23 protein-coding genes and 2 tRNA genes are annotated in these 20,950 nt (G+C 63.8%); 9 read left to right on the forward strand and 16 right to left on the reverse strand.

Features of this window, described 5'->3' with window-relative positions:
- The first annotated feature begins 69 nt into the window (after positions 1–69).
- Together K3557_RS12595 and K3557_RS12600 are read left to right on the forward strand one after the other, a co-directional pair.
- Positions 70–144: transfer RNA gene (locus K3557_RS12595), tRNA-Glu, on the forward strand.
- 170 nt (positions 145–314) lie between these two features.
- Positions 315–389 (forward strand) — tRNA-Glu (locus K3557_RS12600).
- 427 nt (positions 390–816) lie between these two features.
- Here the strand turns inward: K3557_RS12600 and K3557_RS12605 are convergent.
- From K3557_RS12605 to K3557_RS12625, 5 genes are all read right to left on the reverse strand, one after another.
- Positions 817–1,866 (reverse strand): GGDEF domain-containing protein, encoded by a 1,050-nt coding sequence (locus tag K3557_RS12605; protein ID WP_259994248.1) that lies wholly within the window; start codon positions 1,864–1,866, stop codon positions 817–819.
- Positions 1,863–2,450 (reverse strand): heme NO-binding domain-containing protein, encoded by a 588-nt coding sequence (locus K3557_RS12610; RefSeq protein ID WP_129371600.1) that lies wholly within the window; start codon positions 2,448–2,450, stop codon positions 1,863–1,865. The genes K3557_RS12605 and K3557_RS12610 overlap by 4 nt, the downstream gene beginning before the upstream one ends.
- Before the next feature lie 429 nt (positions 2,451–2,879).
- Positions 2,880–4,439: a trimethylamine methyltransferase family protein gene (locus K3557_RS12615; protein ID WP_259986260.1), complete on the reverse strand. Its 1,560-nt coding sequence runs from the start codon at positions 4,437–4,439 to the stop codon at positions 2,880–2,882.
- 235 nt (positions 4,440–4,674) lie between these two features.
- On the reverse strand, positions 4,675–5,364 hold the full coding sequence (locus K3557_RS12620; protein ID WP_259986263.1) for an HAD family hydrolase: 690 nt from the start codon (positions 5,362–5,364) through the stop codon (positions 4,675–4,677).
- Positions 5,365–5,421: 57 nt separating this feature from the next.
- Positions 5,422–5,706 (reverse strand): DUF3572 domain-containing protein, encoded by a 285-nt coding sequence (locus tag K3557_RS12625; RefSeq protein WP_259994250.1) that lies wholly within the window; start codon positions 5,704–5,706, stop codon positions 5,422–5,424.
- 116 nt (positions 5,707–5,822) lie between these two features.
- Between K3557_RS12625 and K3557_RS12630 the strand changes: the two genes are divergently transcribed.
- Complete coding sequence (locus K3557_RS12630) at positions 5,823–7,217, forward strand: diguanylate cyclase (RefSeq protein ID WP_259994252.1); 1,395 nt, start codon at positions 5,823–5,825, stop codon at positions 7,215–7,217.
- A 136-nt stretch (positions 7,218–7,353) separates the two neighbouring features.
- On the opposite strand, the gene K3557_RS12635 is transcribed toward K3557_RS12630, so the two are convergent.
- The 4 genes from K3557_RS12635 to K3557_RS12650 all read right to left on the reverse strand — a co-directional run bounded on the left by K3557_RS12635 (position 7,354) and on the right by K3557_RS12650 (position 9,346).
- Positions 7,354–7,857: a periplasmic heavy metal sensor gene (locus tag K3557_RS12635; RefSeq protein ID WP_259994254.1), complete on the reverse strand. Its 504-nt coding sequence runs from the start codon at positions 7,855–7,857 to the stop codon at positions 7,354–7,356.
- On the reverse strand, positions 7,854–8,228 hold the full coding sequence (locus tag K3557_RS12640) for a hypothetical protein (RefSeq protein ID WP_259994256.1): 375 nt from the start codon (positions 8,226–8,228) through the stop codon (positions 7,854–7,856). Before K3557_RS12640 ends, K3557_RS12635 begins: the two co-directional genes overlap by 4 nt.
- On the reverse strand, positions 8,221–8,802 hold the full coding sequence (locus tag K3557_RS12645) for an RNA polymerase sigma factor (RefSeq protein WP_259994258.1): 582 nt from the start codon (positions 8,800–8,802) through the stop codon (positions 8,221–8,223). The genes K3557_RS12640 and K3557_RS12645 overlap by 8 nt, the downstream gene beginning before the upstream one ends.
- A 67-nt stretch (positions 8,803–8,869) precedes the next feature.
- Positions 8,870–9,346 (reverse strand): EF-hand domain-containing protein, encoded by a 477-nt coding sequence (locus K3557_RS12650; RefSeq protein WP_259994259.1) that lies wholly within the window; start codon positions 9,344–9,346, stop codon positions 8,870–8,872.
- A 200-nt stretch (positions 9,347–9,546) separates the two neighbouring features.
- Between K3557_RS12650 and K3557_RS12655 the strand changes: the two genes are divergently transcribed.
- Both K3557_RS12655 and K3557_RS12660 read left to right on the forward strand, forming a co-directional pair.
- Positions 9,547–9,981 (forward strand): DUF983 domain-containing protein, encoded by a 435-nt coding sequence (locus tag K3557_RS12655; RefSeq protein ID WP_259986288.1) that lies wholly within the window; start codon positions 9,547–9,549, stop codon positions 9,979–9,981.
- Between the two features lie 4 nt (positions 9,982–9,985).
- Positions 9,986–10,717 carry an NUDIX hydrolase gene (locus K3557_RS12660; protein WP_259994262.1) on the forward strand — a complete coding sequence of 244 codons (732 nt, stop codon included), beginning with the start codon at positions 9,986–9,988 and terminating at the stop codon, positions 10,715–10,717.
- A 34-nt stretch (positions 10,718–10,751) separates the two neighbouring features.
- Here K3557_RS12660 and K3557_RS12665 read toward each other — a convergent pair whose 3' ends face one another.
- From K3557_RS12665 to K3557_RS12675, 3 genes are read right to left on the reverse strand one after another with little or no spacing between them, the layout of a single operon-like run.
- The gene (locus K3557_RS12665; protein ID WP_259994264.1) at positions 10,752–11,654 is read right to left on the reverse strand and encodes a DMT family transporter; all 903 of its coding nucleotides are present in this window, start codon (positions 11,652–11,654) and stop codon (positions 10,752–10,754) included.
- 18 nt (positions 11,655–11,672) lie between these two features.
- On the reverse strand, positions 11,673–12,587 hold the full coding sequence (locus tag K3557_RS12670; protein ID WP_259994266.1) for a fatty acid desaturase: 915 nt from the start codon (positions 12,585–12,587) through the stop codon (positions 11,673–11,675).
- Positions 12,580–12,786 (reverse strand): DUF2061 domain-containing protein, encoded by a 207-nt coding sequence (locus K3557_RS12675; protein WP_019296553.1) that lies wholly within the window; start codon positions 12,784–12,786, stop codon positions 12,580–12,582. The genes K3557_RS12670 and K3557_RS12675 overlap by 8 nt, the downstream gene beginning before the upstream one ends.
- 114 nt (positions 12,787–12,900) lie before the next feature.
- On the opposite strand from K3557_RS12675, the gene K3557_RS12680 reads away from it, so the two are divergent.
- A complete protein-coding gene (locus tag K3557_RS12680) occupies positions 12,901–13,761 on the forward strand; it encodes a helix-turn-helix domain-containing protein (protein ID WP_259994269.1) in 861 nt (286 codons plus the stop codon).
- Positions 13,762–13,869: 108 nt separating this feature from the next.
- Here the strand turns inward: K3557_RS12680 and K3557_RS12685 are convergent, their stop codons facing one another.
- The 3 genes from K3557_RS12685 to K3557_RS12695 form a co-directional block, all read right to left on the reverse strand.
- A complete protein-coding gene (locus K3557_RS12685) occupies positions 13,870–14,643 on the reverse strand; it encodes an SDR family oxidoreductase (RefSeq protein ID WP_409201179.1) in 774 nt (257 codons plus the stop codon).
- Entirely contained in the window at positions 14,640–16,112 is a 1,473-nt protein-coding gene (locus tag K3557_RS12690) for a carnitine 3-dehydrogenase (protein ID WP_259994271.1), read from the reverse strand. Before K3557_RS12690 ends, K3557_RS12685 begins: the two co-directional genes overlap by 4 nt.
- Before the next feature lie 107 nt (positions 16,113–16,219).
- Positions 16,220–17,137, reverse strand: a complete 918-nt coding sequence (locus K3557_RS12695; RefSeq protein WP_259994272.1) for a 3-keto-5-aminohexanoate cleavage protein — start codon at positions 17,135–17,137, stop codon at positions 16,220–16,222.
- A gap of 133 nt (positions 17,138–17,270) precedes the next feature.
- On the opposite strand from K3557_RS12695, the gene K3557_RS12700 reads away from it, so the two are divergent.
- Positions 17,271–18,254, forward strand: a complete 984-nt coding sequence (locus K3557_RS12700) for a GlxA family transcriptional regulator (RefSeq protein WP_259999631.1) — start codon at positions 17,271–17,273, stop codon at positions 18,252–18,254.
- Positions 18,255–18,519: 265 nt separating this feature from the next.
- Here the strand turns inward: K3557_RS12700 and K3557_RS12705 are convergent, their stop codons facing one another.
- Positions 18,520–19,563 carry an aldo/keto reductase gene (locus K3557_RS12705; protein ID WP_259994274.1) on the reverse strand — a complete coding sequence of 348 codons (1,044 nt, stop codon included), beginning with the start codon at positions 19,561–19,563 and terminating at the stop codon, positions 18,520–18,522.
- Positions 19,564–19,685: 122 nt separating this feature from the next.
- On the opposite strand from K3557_RS12705, the gene K3557_RS12710 reads away from it, so the two are divergent.
- Positions 19,686–20,087, forward strand: a complete 402-nt coding sequence (locus K3557_RS12710) for a rhodanese-like domain-containing protein (protein ID WP_259994276.1) — start codon at positions 19,686–19,688, stop codon at positions 20,085–20,087.
- Between the two features lie 21 nt (positions 20,088–20,108).
- On the forward strand, positions 20,109–20,900 hold the full coding sequence (locus K3557_RS12715; RefSeq protein ID WP_259994278.1) for an alpha/beta fold hydrolase: 792 nt from the start codon (positions 20,109–20,111) through the stop codon (positions 20,898–20,900).
- Positions 20,901–20,950 lie beyond the last annotated feature (50 nt).

A 20,950-nucleotide genomic window follows, 5' to 3' on the forward strand; every position in this document is an offset into this window, starting at 1 on the left:
TCACTGAGGCCCGTTTTTTCCCTTGCGGGATCCGGCTGTTGCGACTAAATACCCGCTCACACATAGAGTGGCCCGTTCGTCTATCGGTTAGGACGCCAGGTTTTCAACCTGGAAAGAGGGGTTCGATTCCCCTACGGGCTGCCACTTCTCCCACATATGAATGACGCATTCCCCAAGCCGCTGAAGCATGGCTTTTTCCTGTTCTTTCACCCACTTAGCAATTGAACTCGGGAGATGGAAAAACTTTGTGCCTCCGCAAAAAACCTCTTGCGCCCGGCCATGGCAATCAGTAAACACCGCTTCACAGACAGCGTGGCCCGTTCGTCTATCGGTTAGGACGCCAGGTTTTCAACCTGGAAAGAGGGGTTCGATTCCCCTACGGGCTGCCACTTTCTCCTGACATGCGCTCTTAAGCTGAACACACGCAGCAGCCAGCCGGTTGGTGCAGGGATGCTTGGCTGCTTTATGGTTCAAGCAGCTGTCCTAACCTCAGAAAACGCAGCTGTCCTAGCCCAAAAACACGGTGTGCATGATCCTGCTGCGGATCACGCCAAGCGGTGTCGCCTCCCTGGCCCGTTCGGGACATTTTCGGTGCCAGCAGCCGGCCTTGTACCGGGTGTTCTGGGTGCTAAACACCAGCACAGCCCCAAACCTTCCACAAGGAAATTGGCGTCCCGCACTCAGCGCAGTGCTTGCCATAGCACACCCCGATGGCAAGCAAGACGCGGCCGCCTATCGCACCCCCGCGGTTGAGATCCAGGACCGGGACAGACAGCCGCTGCACTGCCTGCACACAATCTTATAAACCGGTAACCTTCAGGCTGCCGGGCCCCGTGCCGCTGCTTGCGGCTGGGCAGCCTCGCTGATGCCGCATGCGTCTTCTTTCTCCATGCCTTCTCGGTAAAAAAAGTGCTGCGCCCGTCCGGCGCGCTTGGCAGCATACAGCGCCATATCCGCTTGGTTCAGCAGCTGATGAGCATCCGGAACTTTTTGCCAGGTGGACAGCGTGGTGCCGGCACTGGCCGAGATCCGGCACGTCAAGGCGCCAAACGGAACCGGCTCTTCCAGCCGCTGGATCAGCCGTTTAGCAATAGCAGCCAGCCTGGCCGTGTCCAGAACACCTTCGAGAATCATAACAAATTCATCGCCGCCGACACGGGCAACGGTATCGGACTGGCGGGTGCATTCCACCATGATCCGCGCCGCCTGCTGCAGCACCGCATCACCAGCCGCGTGGCCCATCGTGTCATTGACCTGCTTGAAATAGTCCAGGTCCAAATGCATCAGCGCAAATTCGCGGCCGCCGTTGATCAGCCGGCCCAGCACATGATCCATCGCCCGGCGGTTCTTCAACCCGGTCAGCGTGTCGGTAAAGGCTTGTTCCTCGGCTGCGATCTTTGCCCCTTGCAACCGCGTGTTCAACTGGCGTGACGCCTCCATCGCGGCCGATTTTGCCTCCACCAGATAGAGCATTTCGATGGTCAGATCCGTTGGCGAAAAATCAGCGCTGGTCAGATCATAATCGCGTACGGCCTCCAGCACGGAGATCCCAAAGGACAGATTGATGAAAGCGCCCTGACCGTCAGGCAGCGGCGTGCAAACGCCTTTCAGACCGGTTTGCGGCCCATCCCGGAACTGCAGATGCAGCTTGCTCCCGGAGGTCCTCACCAGATCTTCTATCGACCGCACCGAACGCGGCCGCGACAAGTCGAACACCCGGAAGAACCGCCGCCCCTCCCAGTTCAATTGCGGGCGCAATTTTTTCAGCGTCGGCCCGGCAGAGGTGATCCGCCCCTTGGCATCGGCAATCACGTACATCGGGCAGATCACGCCTGCCATCTGTGTCAGCTGCTCGAGAGTCATCATAAGGAATGCGCCCCCAGATCAAATTCACGCCCGGCGGCGAACTCGGTTTCGATAAGGGTGATCGCAATCACCTCCGCCCCGTCCTGACTGCCGCTGTGATCCAGGAAAACAAGATCACCGTAATCATCGGCCATCGCCCGCAGAACCCCCATCAGAACATAGGCATAGCCAGGCAGCCCAGGCTGGCAAACCAGCTCGAACTGTTCCGGTGCCTGTTCCAGAAGCTCCAGCCCCGGCAGGTGCAAATCCGACACTGCCAGCCGGGCCCGGTCCGGCAAGTCGTCCAGCGAATGCAAAAACTCGACGTAATTCACCCCGCCGAAACGCAGCAGCCGCCGCAGTGCCTCCACCTGCGGATTGGACACCAGAAACGTGCCCATATCCTCCAGCATTTCCGGCAGCGGGCGCGCCAGAACCTTTTCCATCGCCGTCAGCATCTGGCTCGATTGCTCTTCAGAATAGAATAGCATCGCCTCGAACTCGGTAAACCCAAGCCCTGCCTCTTCCATAACCTCTTCCCAGCGGTCGGCCCCGTAGGTACTGGTCACAAAAGCCTGAATCGCCCTATTGATCAGACCGTGCATACAATGGCCCCTCTTTGCCTTTGCCACAGTCTTGACGCTTGCAGGTTAAGAAAGAACCAACAAAGCGAACTTGTACGATAAGCCGCGCGCGTTTCTTCTGACATTATCAACTCTTGCACGAACCCTGCACCCCCGGCCGCAGACACCGGCCATATGCGCAGCGCGGCCATTGCCCGGCAACCGGCCCTGCGGCCAGCCACATCTGAAACCAACTTCAAATTTGCACGCACCTGCACTCCCGCATTGGACCGTTCAGGCGCCTTTCCCTACTGGACCGGCTGGCGCCGGGAGGCAAGCCTGCTGCTGTGCATCCGCGCCGAACCGGCGGCTTCCAACCTGCCGCCGGCACGCTGTGTGCGAAACCTGTACCCAGCATAAAAAAGCGGAGGGGCTGCCTCCGCTTTTCCTGCTGGTGATAGGCCCGATGGCTCAGAAATCTGTCGGTGCGCCGCCCTCGGCCTTGCGGCGGGTGACGAAATCCGCAAGTTCGTCGCGGATCGCTGCATCCATCGGCGGTTCCTCGAAATCGGCGATGATCTCCTTGAACAGCTTGTGGGCGCGCTCAGCAGTCCAGGTTGCACCGGCCGCCTCCCAGGCCTCGTAGTTGCGCCAGTCGCTCAGGAACGGCTGATAGAAGGCCTCGGAATAGCGGTCCTGGGTGTGCTGAATACCGAAGAAATGACCGTCATTGCCGACCTCCCTGATCGCATCCAGGGCAATCTCTTCCGGGCCGGTGGCAGAGATCTGCGGCTGCATATAGCGTTCGATCTGCTGCAGGATCTCGCAATCCATGATAAATTTCTCGGGGCTGGCAATCAGCCCCCCCTCCAGCCAGCCGGCCGCGTGATAGACCATGTTGGTGCCCGACTGCACCGCCGCCCACAGCGAATTCGAGGTCTCCCAGATTGCCTGCCCGTCCGGTACGTTGGCCGCGCAAACGCCAGAGGAACGCATCGGCAGGCCATAGAACCGCGCCATCTGCCCGGTCATCTGGGTCGAGCGCATGTATTCCGGGGTGCCAAAGGCCGGCGCGCCGGATTTCATGTCCACATTCGAGGTAAAGGTTCCGATCACGCAGGGAGTGCCGGGGCGCACGTACTGGAACAGCGCAATGGCACAGAGGCTCTCGGCGATCGACTGCGCCACCGCACCGGCCATGGTCACCGGCGCCATCGCGCCTGCCAGCGTGAAGGGCGACACCACGATGGCCTGGCCGCGCCGCGCCAGCCGCAGGCAGCCGTCGATCATCGGAAAGTCGTGCTTCAGCGGCGAGGTGGAGTTGATGTTGGTGTACATATGCGGCTTGGCATCGAATTCTTCGTGGCTGAGCCCACCGGCAATCCGCACCATCTCCATCACGTCCTCGACCCGCTCCTTACCAAGGGAGTAGGCATGCATCGCTTTGTCGGTGAGCGTGAGCTTGTCGTAAAGCACATCCAGATGCCGGGTTGAGGCATGCAGGTCCACCGGCTCCACCGGATAGCCGCCGGCAAAGTGGATGCAGTTGAAATACTGCGTCAGTTTCAGCAGGTTACGGCATTGCTCGCGGTTGCCTGCCACCTTTTTGTTCAGCTCCATATCCCAGTAGTTCGGCGGCGAAGACACATTGCCGAACAGGATGTGATTGCCGCCCAGCGGAATGGTCCGGTCCGGGTTGCGCGGCGTGATCGAGAATTCGCGCGGGGCCTTGCCAACCATCTCCATCACAAAGTCCCGGTCCATTTTGACCAGCTCGCCCTCGACCTTGACGCCGGCCTGTTTGAAGATCTCCAGCGCTTCCGGGTTCAGGAAAACCACGCCGATCTCTTCCAGGATACGCATGGCGCCCTCGTGGATTGCCATCACGCCTTCCTCGCTCAATGGCTCGGTCGGCCGGTCGATGTTGACCGGGATCTGCCAGGGCATTTGCTCCAGCGCAGCGCTGCCGCGCCGGGCCGCTGCGCCTGCCCTGCCTCCGCCCCGCTTCTTGCGCGCACCTGTGTCTGCCATACCGGTCTCCCCTGGATCCGAATTTCAAAAATGCCGATAGCCACTCACTGTGCCAATCCCGCCCGCCGAAAACAGTCCAAACCCGACTATCGCTGTCGTTTTTGCCATGCGATCCGGCGGTTCAGGATATTTCTGTACACTTGTGCCCAGTATGCCGCAGCAAAAACCGGCGTACAAGACTGCACGCCGGCAAAAACGGGCGTCCCCGGTTCAAAACGCGGGAATCAGTGGAGGATCAGCGGTCCATCCAGGCCGGGATATGGCCGATATCGGGCAGCACAATATCTGCGTGCGGCGCCAGCTCATCGTGCAGGGCCATGCCGGTCAGGACGCCGATCCGCTGCATTCCCGCCGCCGCGCCTGCTTCCAGATCATGGCGGCTGTCGCCGACCATGGCCGTCCGGCCGGGAGAGACGCCCGCAGCCTTGCAAAAGGCCAAAAGCGGATCCGGCGCCGGCTTGGCCCCATGGCCGCTGTCGCATCCCGCGACAAAGGCAAAGCGGTCCAGCACGCCTGCCCGCTGCAGCTGGCTCTTGGCAGAGCTCTCGGCGTCATTGGTCATCACTCCCAGCACTTTGCCGCGCGCCAGCAGGCTGTCGAGAAACGCCGCCAGCGGCACTGCCGGCGTCAGCTCTGCCCCGGCAGCGCTTTCCGCCAGGAAATCCGTCAGCTCCGCCAGATCCATATGCGCAACATAAGGCGCAAGGGCTTCTGCCACTTCATCGTTGGAACAGGCAATCACCAGGCTATCCGGATTGAATGCCTCACGCTCCAGGTCGTAACTGATCGCCTTGGCCATTGCCTGTTTGGCGCCCTGATCGCCCTTGGACAGGGTTTCCAGCAGGTCTGCAGCCCAGCCGTCCCAAGTCGCTGCAAAGTCAAACAAGGTCCCGTCTTTATCAAACAGAAGAGCATCAACAGGCATGGCGGGTCCTTTTTCCGCTGGATTCGGACCGGACCCTAGGCACAGGGCCGGTCAATCTCAAGTCCAGTTCACCTGCTCACCGCCTGGAAGCGACATCCGCGCCTGCATCGGCGCCTCATAGGCCAGGCCCTCGGAATCGCAGAACTGCATCACCCAATTGTCGTCCATCGTTAAGAAGTCGAGCACCGACCCCAGAAACGCCGGCTCGGACGCCTGCATGCGCAGATCCGCCTCGCTGGCGCCGGTTGCTCCCAGAAACACCGGTAAAAGCTCATCATTCCCGGCCAGCCAGGCCAGAGCTTTCAGCGCCAGCGTCTCTGCTCCATCGGCGGAATTCCGCATGTTCTCCACACTCCTGCCGCATTGCGGCCAATTTAGTAAAAATCCGAAAGGGTTTCTTAACCAGTCTCAGCAAAAACTGTAAGGCATAGGATTTGCAAGGGGCGAAAGGATACCGCGTGCAAGGCACCATCCTGGTCATCGACGGCGTCTCCACCAACCGCATCATGCTGAAGGTACAGCTGGCGGCGGCCTATTACGATGTGGTCCAGGCCGGCAGCGTGGCTGAAGTGCTGCAGACCGCCCGCCGCCACCGTCCCGACCTGGTACTTTGCGCGATGTCGCTGCCTGATGGCTCCGCTGCGGATGTGAAACGCGAATTGGCCGGGGATGAAACACTGGGCGATCTGCCGGTGATCGCGGTCACCGATTGGGAGGGGTCCAAAGCCCGGCTGCAGGCATTGGCCGCCGGCATCGATGATGTGCTGCAGCAGCCGGTGGACGACGTGATCCTGCAGGCCCGCATCCGCAGCCTGCTGCGCGCCCGCAGCAGCACCGAGGAGCTGAACCTGCAGCGCGATGCCTCGCATGGTTTCATCCTGCCGCTCAGCGACCGCACCTGCGCCGAGGATCTGCGCAATGCCTCCGTTGCCCTGGTGGCGCAGGATCCCCGCAACGCAATGGCCTGGCGCGACCGGCTCGCCACCCGCCTGCCCTATGACCTGCGCACCCATTCCATCAGCGACATCCAAGGGTTGATGCAGGCCCCGGTGGCCGATGCCATCATCATCGAACTGACAGAGGCCTCGGCCGGCCCCGGACTGCGCCTGCTGGCTGACTTGCGCGCCCGCGCCGCCACCCGCAAATCGGTGGTGATTGCCGTGCCCAACCCGGCGGATCCGCATATCGCCGCCGAGGCCCTGGACCGCGGCGCCCATGACGTGCTGCAATCCGGCTTTGATGCCGAGGAGCTGCAGCTGCGCCTTACTGCCCAGTTGCAGCAGAAGGCCCGCAAGGACCGGCTGCGCGACAGCGTCCGCAACGGATTGCGAGCAGCCGTGCTGGACCCGATGACCGGTCTTTACAACCGCCGCTACGCCAAACCTTTCCTGGACCGGGTGGCCCATTCCGCCACTGCAAACGGCGAAAAGTTTGCCGTCATGCTGGCCGATCTCGATCACTTCAAGCGGATCAACGACCATTACGGCCACCCGGCCGGGGACGCCGTGCTGATCGAGGCCGCCCGCCGGATGCAGGCGGTGCTGCGCCCGGCAGACCTGCTGGCCCGGGTCGGCGGCGAAGAGTTCATGGCGGTGCTGCCCGGCGCCACCGAGGCCGAGGCAGGCCTGGCCGCCATTGCCCTGTGCAATGCCATAAACAGCACCCCGTTCCAGGTGCCCGGCGCCAAGGAGCCGGTCAGGATCACCATCAGCATCGGCGCCGTCATGGGTGGCGGCGGCAATGAAGACAGCACCGCCGCACTGGTCGAGAAAGCCGATCAGGCGCTCTACAACGCCAAGGATGCGGGCCGCAATCAGGTGACCTTGTCGCCGGAGTGCATCCAGGCCGCTTAAGGCCCTTGGACGATGTAACTTTGCCGGCCTGAAAAAGGCAGCCGTCACGGGCTGCCTTCATTGTATCGGACACACAGGCTGCCTTCAGTGTGTAACACACACAGGGGGAAACGGCTGCAGCTGCACGCCTGCGGGCTTAATCCCGCCCGCTGCGCCGCTCATGCCGGCGCCCGCCGCGCCGCTGCATCCGCTCTTCCATGCGATCGGCAAAAGCAGCCCGCTCCTGCGCGGTCATCGCTTCAAGCTTGCGCACCCAGGCCTGTTGCACCTTGGTATGAAAAACATGGCGCGCCTCTGACTGGGTCTGCAGCACCGCCAGCAATGCGGCGCCGTCAAAATCCGCGCTGCGCAGCGCGTCGATCACCGCCGAGCCTTCGGCATCGCGGCGCTTGAAGTAACTGCCGTGCCCCCCGCCCGCCTCCTGCCGCAAGGCCTTGCGGGTGTCGCGGTCCAATTCGCGAAAGATCATCGCCCCGACCGTTGGCGGCCGTTGCCAGTGCCGGTCCTTGCCGCTGTACCGCCAGGCCGCCCCCGCCGCGATGCCGATCACTGCCAGGTTCAGCGCCAGCGACGCCGCCAGCAGCAGTTTCAGCCACAGCTTCATTCCGGGTTGGCCCCCGGTGTTCGATGCAGTGCTCATTGCAGATCCCCGCTCAACATCACCGCCATGTCATAGCTGTCATCGGGCAGCGCGGTGCTGCTGTCTTCATACCCCGCCAGCGCCACGGGGTCGGGCACAAAGGAGGGCGGCGCAATGCCGATCCACAGCCCCGCCGCGCTGGCCGCCGCCAGCCCGCCCAGCGCAGGCCAGCCGCCCAGCGCCTCGATCAGCTGCCGCCACAGCGGCTGCCGGGGCGCCTGCGCCGGCGCCGCAGCCTGAAAGCCCGCTTGCACCCGCTCCGCATCTGCCAGGATGGCCGCGTTCAGACGCTCCGCCAGCACCGGCGGCTGACTGCGTGCTGCGGCAAACAGATCGTCCAGCTCTTGCAGTGTTTTATCCGTGTCAGCCATCATTATACCCCAATTCTTCGCGCCGCCCGGCCAAAGCCGCGGCCAGCGCCCGTTTGCCCCGGGCGGTCAGACTTTCGACCGCCTCGACGCTGATGTCCATGATGCCGGCGATCTCCGGGTTGGACAGTTCCTCCAGATGCCGCAGCACCACTGCCTGACGCTGCCGCTCGGGCAATTGCATCAGCGCCGTCTGCAGCGCATCCTGCCGCTCCCCCTCCTGCAGCGCTTCTGCAGCCGAGCGCGCCGGGTCCGGCGGCTCGGGCACCGCATCCAGATCCACATAGCCGCCACGGGCGCGCCGTTTGCGGTCAATGCACAGGTTCATCGCCACCCGGTACAGCCAGGTGGAGACCTGCGCCTCTCCCGGCCGCCACTCCGGCGCCATCTTCCATAGGCGCAGCATCGCCTCCTGGGTCACGTCCTCGGCCTCGGCGCGGATGCCCATCACCCGCATCGCCACACCAAAGACCCGCGGCCCCAGCCGTGCCGTCAGCTCTGCCGCGGCACGTCCGTCGCCATTGACGAACAGCACCAAAAGCGCATCGTCAGAGACCTCCTCTGCCGTGGCGCTCATGGCTGCCAGGCCCGCATCAGGGGCCCGGCGCCGGGAGATTTCCGCTTTGTACAGCACGTCTCAGCGATCAGTTCTGCTCCGTTTCGTCCCCGTTCCCCTGGCCATGACGGTGCTTGCCGCCGCGGCGCATCCGGGCCTCGTCGAATTCCTGCTTCGAGATCCCGCCGCTGCCGTCCGCATCCATCCGGTCAAACATCCTGCCCGCCCGGCGCGGCCCTGGCAATTCGTCTTTACTCAACGCGCCATCGCCGTCCGTGTCAAAGCGTTCCAGCATCCGGGCGGCGCGTTCACTGGCCCGCTCCTGCGCCCGCGCCTGCATTTCCTCAAGCGTCAGTTTGCCGTCGCCGTCAGCATCCGCCTTGCTGAAACGGGCTTCTTTCATGGCCTGGATTTCCGCCTTGGTGACCTCGCCATTGCCGTCCGTGTCGATTTCCTCAAAGGACATCTTCGGCCCGTGGTGGCCATAGCCCTTGGCCAGGGCCGCGCCGCCCGCGGCCACACCTGCAGCGGCAACAATCACGGCGATGAAGTTGACGTGTTTCATGTCGTCTTTCCTTTGTTCTGCGGCAGCCTCTTGCTGCCCGATACATAAGAAAAACGCAGCTGCCCGGCAGATCCGTCGCGGAAATCCCAAATAAATCTTCTGCCCCGCACGTTGCGGCAAACCGGCGCAATACCAGGCCTTTCCCCTTTTACCGCGGCGGCGAAGCGCGCAATGATATGCTCAGCACACAGGATATCTTCATGACCGAGTCGCAGGCCAAACCCCAGGCCGCAATACCCTCAGACGCAGAGAGTGAACGCCCCACTATGCCCGCCCTGGCCAAGGGCTGGCGCTGCAAATGCCCCCAGTGCGGCGAGGGCAAGCTGCTGCATTCCTATCTCAAGGTGAACAGCAGCTGCAGCAGCTGCGGGTTGGATTTGACCCACGCACGCGCAGATGACGGGCCTGCATATCTTACGATCCTGATCGTCGGCCACATCATGGCGCCCCTGATGCATGTGGTCTATTTCTCCTGGCGGCCCGAACCGCTGGTGATGTTCACGGTATTCACGATTGGCTGCGTTGCCTCTTCCTTGTATCTGCTGCCGCGGATGAAGGGGATTGTCATTGCCTATCAATGGGCGCGGCGCATGCACGGGTTCGACAAGGGTATCCCGGCAGTAAAAGGGCAGTAAGACGATGAGCAAGACATTTCCCAGCGGTGAGACCACCACCGACAAGACCGCAATCCGCAATGCGGCAACCGTCATCGCCATGCGCGGCCGGATGTCCGATGACCCGCAGGTGCTGATGGGCCAGCGCGGCGCCAAGGCTGCCTTTATGCCGAATAAATTTGTCTTTCCCGGCGGTGCCGTGGACGTGGAGGACGCGCAAGTCCCTCTGGCCTCGCCAATCCCGCCCGTCTGCCAGGAACGCCTCGCAGATAAGGCACCCGCTGGGGTGCACCATGCCCTCAGCGTCGCCGCGGTGCGCGAGCTGTGGGAGGAAACCGGCCTGATCCTGGGCGAACCAGGTGAGTGGCAGGGAGACATTCCCAACGACTGGCAGGAGTTCGCCGCCACTGGCCATCTGCCATCAGCCAAGGCGATGCAGTTCGTGTTCCGCGCCCTCACCCCGCCGGGCCGCCCGCGCCGGTTTGATGCGCGGTTTTTCCTGATTGATGCGGATCAGATCACCGGCGATCTGGATGACTTCTCCCGCGCCGCGGATGAGCTGTCGCATCTGCAATGGATCCCGCTCAGCCAGGTGCGCAGCTTTGATCTGCCCTTCATCACCGAGGTGGTGCTGGCCGAAGTCACCGCCCGCGTCCGCGACGCCGAGCCGCCGCAAAGCGTGCCCTATTTCCACAACAACGACGAAGCCAGCCTGTTCCTGCGTCTCAAAGGCTACCCGATGCCTGCCGACGGGTAACCTTTGCCGACGTCCCAGCCGCTGGCGCTTCCGCTCACAGGGCCAGAACAAGCACCAGGATCGATGCCACCAGCAGCGCCATGCCCGCCAGCTCGCGCGCGGCGACCTTCTCCTTGAAGAACAGCACCGAAGCCAAAAGCGACAGCAACAGCTCAACCTGCCCTACCGCCTTCACATAGGCGGCGTTCTGCAGCGTGAAGGCCCAGAACCAGCAGAACGAGCCGCCCATGCTGGTCAGCCCCACCCAGACCGCCACCCGGCGGGCGGCCCAGACCCGGGCAATCTCTCCCCGGTCCCGCAACGCCAGCCAGACAGCCATGAACAGCGTCTGCAAGCTGACCACCGCCGCCAAGGTCACTCCGGCGCGAAACACCGGTTCCAGATCACCCAGCTGCAAGGACGCCCCGCGGTAGCTGACGGCGGAAAAGGCAAACAGCACCCCCGATCCCAGCCCCAGCTGTGCAGCGCGGTTGGTCAGATGGCGCCACCAGGCGCCCGTTGCGTCCGGCGCCCGGGACAGAACCAGCACCGCCGCCAGCCCGATCAGGATCGCCGCCCAGCCGCCAAGGCTGACCGGATCGCCCAGAACTGCCAGACCAACGATGGCGGTCTGAATGACTTCGGTTTTCTTGAAGGTGATGCCAACCGCAAAATTTCGCTGCTTGAACAGGGCAACCACACAGACGGTCGCCAGGATCTGCGCGGTGCCGCCAATGGCGGCAAACATCCAGAAGGCGGGCGGCAGGGCTGGCAAGGACCGGCCCGAAACGGCCAGATACACCGCCAGCCCCGCCAGGATGAATGGCGCGGAATAGACAAACCGGGCGAAGGTGGCTCCGCCCGGCGACAGTGTCACGCTGCTCAGGACCTTCTGCAGCATGAAGCGCACGGTCTGAAAGCTGGCAGCGGCTATGGAAACGGGGATCCAGGCAAACATGCCCCCGCTTATGCGGGTTTATTCCCCCTGCTGCCAGAGCGGATGCGGCACCGGGTCCTTGGCGCGCAACAGGTAGTTGCGGAAAATCTGCAGGTAGTTGCGGTAGAAATAGCCGTCATTGGCGGCCAGGAACTCCGCCCGGCGCGTCTGGTACAGCCGCGGCAGCGCATACCAGGGCACGCCCGGATGCATGTGGTGCACGATGTGCAGGTTGTTGTTCAGGAACAGCAGGGCCAGCGGCCCCTTGTCCTCGATCACCACGGTGCGGCCGCGGGCGGTCTCATGCGCGCGGTGCTCCAGAAAGGTGCGGATCTTCAGCAGGCCAAGGCCGAGATAAGCCCCGGCAACCGCCGTCCACAGCGGGGCCGGCGATTGCATTACCACCCAGATCACTACCACAAGGCCAAGGCCATGCAGCGCCCAGTCGCGGACAATGCCCGGCTCGCCCCTGCGCGCCAGCCGCCAGTCGCCCGCCATGAAGCAGAGCTGCCCCACCAGCGGCCCCAGCACCACCCGGCCCAGCAGCGTGTTGTTCACCCGCAAGAGCATTTTCCGCCAGCCGGGCAGCCGGACCCAGACCGCAGGGTCCTGGAAATTACTCTCCGGATCGTCATAGGGATCGGTCAGCGCCTCATCCTCGTGATGCGCCAGATGGGTGTCGCGGAAGCGGCCATAGGGGACCGCCAGGCTGAGCGGAAAGAACATCAGCGCCTCATTCAGCCAGCCGCGGCGGAACGGATGCCCGTGCAGCGCCTCATGGGTCAGCGAGGAATGCAGCGCCGCCATCAGGCCCAGCGCCAGAACAGTCAGCCCCAGGCTGACGCCGGGTAGCAGCCACAGCGCCGCCAGCCAGCCGCCGTAACAGCCCAGGATCAGCGCCAGGGTGCCCCACTCCACGCCCCGCGGCATATATTCGCTGCAGCGCTCAGACATGGCTGCGCCCCCAGCTGATCTTGGCCCAGGCGCGCTCATAGAAAAGATAGACCGTGAACCCGATGCCGGTGTTGACCAGCGCCATCATCCCGCCCGCCTTGACCGAACCGGTAGCAACCAGCCCCACCAGCGTCATCGTCGCCAGCCCGAGGACGTTCCAAATCACCGCCTTTACAATGGAGCGCCTGCGCGTTTCCATCTTGCCTCCTGAATTTCTTTGCTAAGGTCTTGATTCCAAACTACCGCAGCCACGGACTGTGCAGAATTCCGAATGCGGTTAACAAAATCCATCAATCGTGATATTTTCAAACACATGCTAGAAAATATCGACAAACGGGTGCGGGCTGAGCAGTTCCGGCAAAGACTGAACAAAGCCCTGCGCGACAGCGGCCTCAGCCAAAGCGCCCTGGCCCGCGCTGTCGGCGTGGACCGCTCCACCATCTCGCAGCTCTTGACGGACGAAGGCGCGCGGCTGCCCAACGCCCATGTGGTCGGTGCCTGCGCAGGCGCCCTTGGGGTTTCCGCCGACTGGCTCCTCAGCCTCTCGGACCGCCCCGAAAGCGCCGCCGAGCTGCTGGCCTCCAGCCTCACCCTCTCCGAAGCCCCGCGCGCGCTGGTGGATGAAAAGATCTTCGACTGGCATCAGGAGGCCGAGGGCTACAAGATCCGCCACGTCCCTGCCGCCCTGCCCGACATGCTGAAAACCCGCGCGCTGCTGGAGTGGGAATATTCCCCCCACCTGGGCCGCACCGCTGGGCAGGCCATCGGCGCCTCCGAGGACCGGCTCACCTGGATGCGCCAGTCGCCGTCAGATTATGAAATCGCCATGCCGCTCTATGAGCTCGACAGCTTTGCCCATGCGGTTGGCTATTACGAAGGCCTGCCGCTGGAGGTACGGCTGGAGCAGCTCGCCCAGTTCGAGCGCCTCTGCGAGCAGCTCTACCCCCGCCTGCGCATCTACCTGTTTGATGCCAAGCGGCTTTATTCCTCGCCGATCACCATTTTCGGCCCGCTCTTGTGCGTGTTCTACGCGGGCACCCATTACCTCGCCTTCCGCGACAAGGAACGGATCGCCACCTTCACCAGCCATTTCGACAATCTGGTGCGCGAGGCCGATATCACGGCCCGGCAGCTGCCTGGCCGCCTCCGCGCGCTCAGGGCGGCGATTTCCTGACCCTTTAAGCAGGGCCGCCGGAATTCGGCGCGAATTCCGGCTCGGAAAACATGTGTTTTCCGGGACGTTTCCCGCGCCGGGAAACGTGACCCGCCCGTTCAGCCCGGCTCACACCTTCGGGTCCGGGTTCTCCGTGTGGCCATCAACGGCAATCACCTGCCCCGACACCAGCCGCGCCGCATCCGAGCCGAGAAACACCGCCATATTGGCAATGTCCCGCGCCTCGACAAAGGACCGCATCGAGGTGCCAGAGGCATAGCCATCATAGACCTGATCGCGGGTCATGCCCTTGGCCGCCGCCTCGCGCTCCAGCACGCCCTCCATCCGCGGGCCTTCCACTGCGCCGGGGCAGATTACATTGGCGCGGATGCCAAAAGGGCCAAGCTCCATCGCCAAGGTCTTCATCAGCCCGATCACCGCCCATTTCGCCGAAGCGTACGGCGCCCGGTTGGGATAGCCGTACAGCCCAGCGGTCGAAGACGTCACGATAATCGCCCCGGCCTTCGCCGCCTTCATCAAAGGCGCCGCATGTTTCGCCGCCAGAAAGCAGCCCTCCAGGTTGACGCTCACGCATTTGCGCCAATCCTCCAGCGCGATATCCTCAATCAGCGTGGTCGGCCCGGCAACACCTGCATTGGCGCAGAGCACATCCAGCCCGCCCCACTCCCCGGTGATCTCCTCAAACAGCGCCTTGACCCCGGCCTCGTCGGTGGCATCCACCGCCGTTGCCCTCCAGCCCGCCGGGAGATCCGACAGGCTGACCGCACTCACATCCGTCACCCAGACCTGATGCCCGGCAGCGGCAAAGCCCTCGGCCATGGCCCGGCCGATGCCGGAGCCGCCGGCCGTGACCAGAACCCGGCTCCCTTGCATGGCACTCATCTCGGCGCTCCAATCGCGCGGCCCAGCCCCTCTGGCGCGGGCAAGACGGCGTGCGCCTCAGCCAGCTTCGCCAGATTGGCCTCGATATGCGCCGCAGGCGGGGCCGAGCGGCGGGTCGCAAGATCCACATGCAGCAGCATATGCTCGCCGGTCGCCAGCAACCGTTCACCGGAATACATCTCGTGCCACAGATGCATTTTCTTGCCCGCGCCCATGATCACCCGCGTCCGCACCTGGATCGGATCTCCCGCATGCACCTCGTCGATGTGGCGGATATGGGTTTCGGCGGTGAAATAGCTGCCGCCGTTGGCGATATACTCCGCATCGCAGCCGATGATCATCATCAGCCGGTCGGAGGACTGGGCGAAGGCATCCAAATACCGGCTCTCGGTCATATGGCCGTTGTAGTCGGTCCAATCCAGCGGCACGGTGCGGCTTTGGGTCAGCACCGGCTGGCTCAGGTCCTCAAGATCCGCAACCGAGCTTACCAGCCCGGCTTCGCCCTCACGCCCCTTGTCATGGGCATTCTGCAGCGCCCCCGCACCCCAGTCGTTGTTGCCAAGGGCCCGCATCATGCCGACCAGATTGTCGTCGCGGATCTGCTCCATCTTGCGGATCGGCAGATGGCCGGATTGCGCATCCGACTGGCCTGCGATCAGATCCACCAGCTCGTCATTGAACTCGGGCACATCCATCAGCTTGGTCCAGGGCCACGACAGGCAAGGGCCGAACTGCGCCATGAAATGCTTCATGCCCGCTTCGCCGCCCGCAACGCGGTACGTGTCAAACAGCCCCATCTGCGCCCAGCGGATGCCAAAGCCGTAGCGGATGGCATTGTCGATCTCCTCGGTGGTGGCAATGCCGTCCTTCACCAGCCACAGCGCCTCTCGCCAGACCGCCTCCAGGAACCGGTCCGCCACATGCGCGTCGATCTCTTTCTTCAGATGCAGCGGGTACATGCCCAGCCCCGAGATGATCTCCTTGGCCCGTTCAATCACACCTGCCGGATTGGCCGCCGTTGTGACCAGTTCCACCAGCGGCAGCAGGTAGACCGGGTTGAAGGGATGCGTCACCACGATCTGCCCCGGCGCTTCGCGCCCGTCCTGCAATTGCGACGGCTTGAAGCCGGAAGTCGAAGAGCCGATCACCGCATCCGGTGCGCAAAAAGCCTGCAACTGCGCATAGATTTTCTGCTTCAAATCCAGCCGCTCCGGCACGCTCTCCTGAACCCACTCCGCGCCGTCCACGGCTTCGGCAATGGTGTCATGGAACGTCAGGCTGCCTTCCGCAGGCAGTGCCACATTGCCCAAACCGGGCAGGGAGCGCCGCGCATTGCCCAGCACTTCGCTGATCTTGCGCTCTGCTTCCGGGTCCGGGTCGAACACCCGCACATCCCAGCCGTTCAGAAGGAACCGCGCGGCCCAGCCGCCGCCGATTACGCCGCCGCCAATGATTGCTGCTGTTTTCATCTGCTTCCCTTTGAGAGCCGCCCGGCTCTTCTTCTGGCCCAAAATATCCTGGGGGCTTGGGGGCCAGCCCCCAATTCCTCCAATTCAACGAAACCGCTGGTCGCCGCTTACTGCGCCGCCGGCGCGCGCTTGGTCAGCCCCAGCTTTGCGCGCACCTCCGCCGGTCCCATCAGCTTGCTGCCCATATTCTCGATGATGGTGCCAGCCCGCTCCACCAGCTGCCAGTTCTCCGCCAGCTGACCTTTACCGAGCCACAGATTGTCCTCCAGCCCGACCCGCACATTGCCGCCCGCCAGAACTGACGCCGCCACATAGGCCATCTGATCCCGCCCCAAGGAGAACGCCGACCAGTTCCAATCGCCGGGCACATTGTTGACCATCGCCATGAAGGTATTCAGATCATTCGGCGCCCCCCAGGGCACCCCCATGCACAGCTGCACCAGGGCGGGGCTGTCCAGAATACCCTCCTTCACCAGTTCCTTGGCAAACCACAGGTGTCCGGTATCGAACGCCTCGATCTCCGGCTTCACGCCCAGATCGGTCATCATCTGCCCCATCGCCCGCAGCATGCCGGGCGTGTTGGTCATCACGTAATCGGCTTCGGCAAAGTTCATGGTGCCGCAATCCAGCGTGCAGATCTCCGGCAGGCATTCCGCCACATGCGCCATCCGCTCGGTGGCGCCAACCATATCGGTGCCCGCCGGGTTCACCGGCAGCGGATTTTCAGTATCGCCAAACACCATATCCCCGCCCATGCCGGCGGTCAGGTTCAGCACCATATCGACCTCAGCATCGCGGATCCGGTCGGTGACTTCGCGGTACAGCGCCAGATCACGGCTCGGCGCGCCGGTCTCCGGATCGCGCACATGGCAATGCACCACAGCGGCCCCGGCCTTGGCCGCGGCAATGGCGCTGTCGGCGATCTGCGCAGGCGAACGCGGCACATGCGGGCTGCGGTCCTGAGTGCCGCCAGAGCCGGTCACAGCACAGGTGATAAAGACGTCCCGGTTCATTTCCAGAGGCATTTTGCTTTTCCCTTCAATGTACAGGGTTTTGCCGCAGGTTATCCCCAGGCTCTTCCCCAGATTCTGATTTGCGCTAAGGGCAACCTTGCCGCAGCCTTTGGGCCTGAACTTTACACCAGGCGAATCGAAGTTGATCAAATCCGCAAAAAACATCCTGCAGCCCGAGCATCAGCCGCTGAAAACCGCGGTACTGGTGCTGGATGAATGCAACACGCTGTCCTTTGCGGCTGCCGTGGACCCGATGCGCGCCGCCAACCGGCTGGCCGGGCGCGCGGCCTTTGACTGGGATTATGTCAGCGCCACGAACGAGCCGCCGATGCTGACCAGCGGTCTCACCGTGCCCAGCTTTCCACTGGCCCGGCTGCAGGGCTGCGAGCTGCTGATTGTTGTGGCGGGCTTTCAGCTGGCGCGCCACGCCACCCCCAGCCTGCTGGCAGGCCTGCGCCGCATCGCCGCCACCGGCGCCACCATTGCAGGCATCGACGGCGGCCCCTGGCTGATGGCCGAGGCCGGGCTGCTGGACGGCCATCCTGCCACCAACCACTGGGAGGACCTGGAAAACTTCGCCAGCCGCTTCCCCGAGGTTGACGTCCGCAATGACCGTTTCACTGTGTCCGATGGCCGCCTGACCTCCGGCGGCGCCACCCCCGCGATTGAGATGATGCTGCACATCATCGGCGCCCGCCACGGTGCCGGCTTTGCCGCCCGCGTCGCCGGGCTGTTCCTTTACGATGGCCCCGCCGCAGAACCGCGGCCGCAAAGCCGCCTGGGCGGCCACAAGCACAATGCGCTCACAGCCAAGGCCAACGCGCTGATGGAGGCCGCCCTGGACGAGCCGCTGCCGCTCAGCGCCCTGGCCGAGACTCTTGGCACCAGCCCGCGCAGCCTGCAGCAGCAGTTCCGACTTAGGCTCAACACCACGCCGCAGGACCACTACCTGCAGCTGCGCCTCGCCGAAGCCCGCCGTCTGGTCACCGACACCGATCTGCCGCTGATGGAGGTGGCCATCGCCACCGGCTTCACCTCGCAATCCAGCTTTGCCCGCGCCTTCCGCACGGCCCACGGCACCTCTGCCCGCGATTTGCGCCAGGAACAGGCCCGCCCGACCGCGCACTGACCGGCAGCCCGGCCTCGCGGGTCCAGGGCCGCGCAGCACCGTTCACTCTTGACGCGCAATTCTTGAATACAATTGCAATGGCGTTTCAGGACATGGGCTCCGCCCGTTCAGTCCTGAAACCGTCCCCCGGACGGTTCCCCGACGGGCCTCCCCCCTAAAGCGCCTCTCAGCGGATCTCCTGCGCTGCGCAGCAGCGCCCGGCCCAACCGGCCAAGGGCATGTCAATGCCCGCAGACCGGGCGGGAGCCTCCGCCCGATGCGCCGCTCAAAACGGCATCGGATGCGCCCGGTGCGCGGTATTGATTTCGTCCAGCACGCCCTGGCTCAGCTCCAGTTCCACCGATTTCAACGCATGCTCCAGCTGCGGCAGATGCGTGGCGCCAAAGATCGCCGAGGCCATGAACGGCCGTGTGCGGCACCAGGCCAGCGCCATATGCACAGGATCCAGCCCGTGCCGCTTGGCGATCTCCAGATAGGCCGCCACAGCGCCATAGACCCGCGGCGAATGCCGCCCACCCAGTTCCGGGTTGATGGCTTTGCGCGAGCCGTCCGGCACCGCCCCGTCCTGATACTTGCCGGTCAGCAGCCCGGTGCCCAGCGGCGAAAACGCCATCAGCCCCACGTCTTCATTGACGCTCAGCTCTGCCAGATCGGTGTCATACAGCCGGCAGACCAATGAGTATTCATTCTGGATTGAGGCCACCCGCGGCCCGCCGCGCGCTTCTGCGATGCGCAGCCATTGCGCGGTGCCCCAGGCGCTCTCGTTCGACAGGCCAAAGGCGCGGATGGTGCCGCGCTCCACCTCGCGCTGCAGCGCCTCCAGGCAATCCTCCATATGGGCCAGCGTCTCTTCCCGGTTCTGGGAGGACGGATCATAGCTCCAGTTCTGCCGGAACATGTAACTGCCCCGGTTCGGCCAGTGGAACTGATAGAGGTCGATGTAATCGGTCTTGAGCCGCTTCAGCGACGCTTCAATTGCGGGCGCAATAGTCCTGGACGAAATCGGCGCCCCGTCCCGCACATGCTGCATCCCCGCGCCGGAATGCTTGGTGGCCAGGATGTACTCGCCCCGCCGCCCGGTCTGCGCATTCCAATTGCCGATGATCCGCTCGCTGTTGCCCAGGGTCTCCGCACTTACCGGGTTCACCGGATACATCTCGGCGGTATCAACAAAGTTCACGCCGCCCTCCAGCGCCCGGCCGATCTGCGCATGGGCCTCGGCCTCCGGCGTCTGGGTGCCGAATGTCATCGTGCCCAGGCACAGTTCGGACACCATCATGCCGGTGCGTCCCAATGGGTTCAGTTTCATGCCGCGCGCTCCCCTGTCCTGGATTTGCCTGCGACCCTAAGGCCCTGCCCGGGAAGTGCAAGCCGCTTGCACATAGGCGGCAAACCGGCCAGCCTCTGTGCAACTTAAGGAAAGGATACCCGATGCCGCAGACCATAACCAAGGGCGTCAAGGCGCTGCTGGCCGAGGCAAACAGGCTGGTGGAAACCATGGCTGTCGAGGAGGCCAAGCAGAAGGTTCTTGACGAGGATTACGTCTTCATCGACCTGCGCGACATCCGCGAGCTGCAGCGCAGCGGCATGATCCCCGGTGCGTTTTCCTGCCCGCGCGGCATGCTGGAATTCTGGATCGACCCGGACAGCCCCTATCACAAACCGGTGTTCAACCAGGACAAAACCTATGTGTTCTACTGCGCCAGCGCCTGGCGCTCAGCCCTCAGCGCCAAAGCCGCGATTGAGATGGGTCTGAAACCGGTGGTGCATCTGGAGGGCGGCTTTACCGAATGGGCCAAACAGGGCGGCCCGGTTGTCCCCCGCGAGGGTTAAGACCTGCCGGGGCCGCATGCAGTGAAACCTGTCATCGAGACCATCCGGCGGCATGGCCGCCCGCCTTTTCCGGTTGCTATGCTGCATGGCGGCCCCGGCGCGGCCGGAGAAATGGCGCCGGTTGCCCAAGAGCTGGCAACCCGCGGCTATGGCGTGCTGGAACTGTTGCAAACGGAAGCATCCATTGCCGGACAGATTTCCGAATTGCGGCAGCAGCTGGAGACCGCCTGTGGCGGCCCGGCGGTTCTGATCGGATTTTCCTGGGGCGCCTGGCTGGCCTGCCTGCTGGCAGCCCGGCATCCGGCGCGGGTCTCGAAACTGGTGCTGATTGGCAGCGGGCCGTTTTCGGATGAATTTGCCGCAGGCATACAGGCAGCCCGGCAGTCCCGGCTGCCGCCAGCGGAATGGCAGGAGCTGAGCGCATTGTTCCGCGGTTCCGGTCTCGATACCCCCGAGGGCCTGGAGCGCGCGCTGGAGCTGCTTGAAAAAGCCGAGGCCTATGCGCCTGCCGGGCTTCGCCCTGCGCCCATCGCCTTTGACCGCAGCATTTTCGAAGGCGTCTGGCCGGAAGCGGCCCGGATGCGGCGCTCTGGCGGACTCCTGCGCGCGGTTGCAAAAATCCGCTGCCCGGTCACAGCCCTTCACGGTGATCATGACCCCCACCCGGCAACAGGCGTGGAACTGCCGCTGCGGGGCGTCCTCCCGGATTTCACCTTTCGTCTGCTGCAGCGCTGCGGCCACAAGCCCTGGATTGAACGGCATGCCAGAGCCGACTTCTTCCAGGCGCTTGAGGACACGCTTGCCCTGGCCTGACGGCATCTGCACCGGCCCGCCGCAAGCCTGGCCCGCCGCAAGCCCGGCCT

Source organism: Leisingera sp. M523, assembly GCF_025141335.1.
Lineage (GTDB): Bacteria > Pseudomonadota > Alphaproteobacteria > Rhodobacterales > Rhodobacteraceae > Leisingera.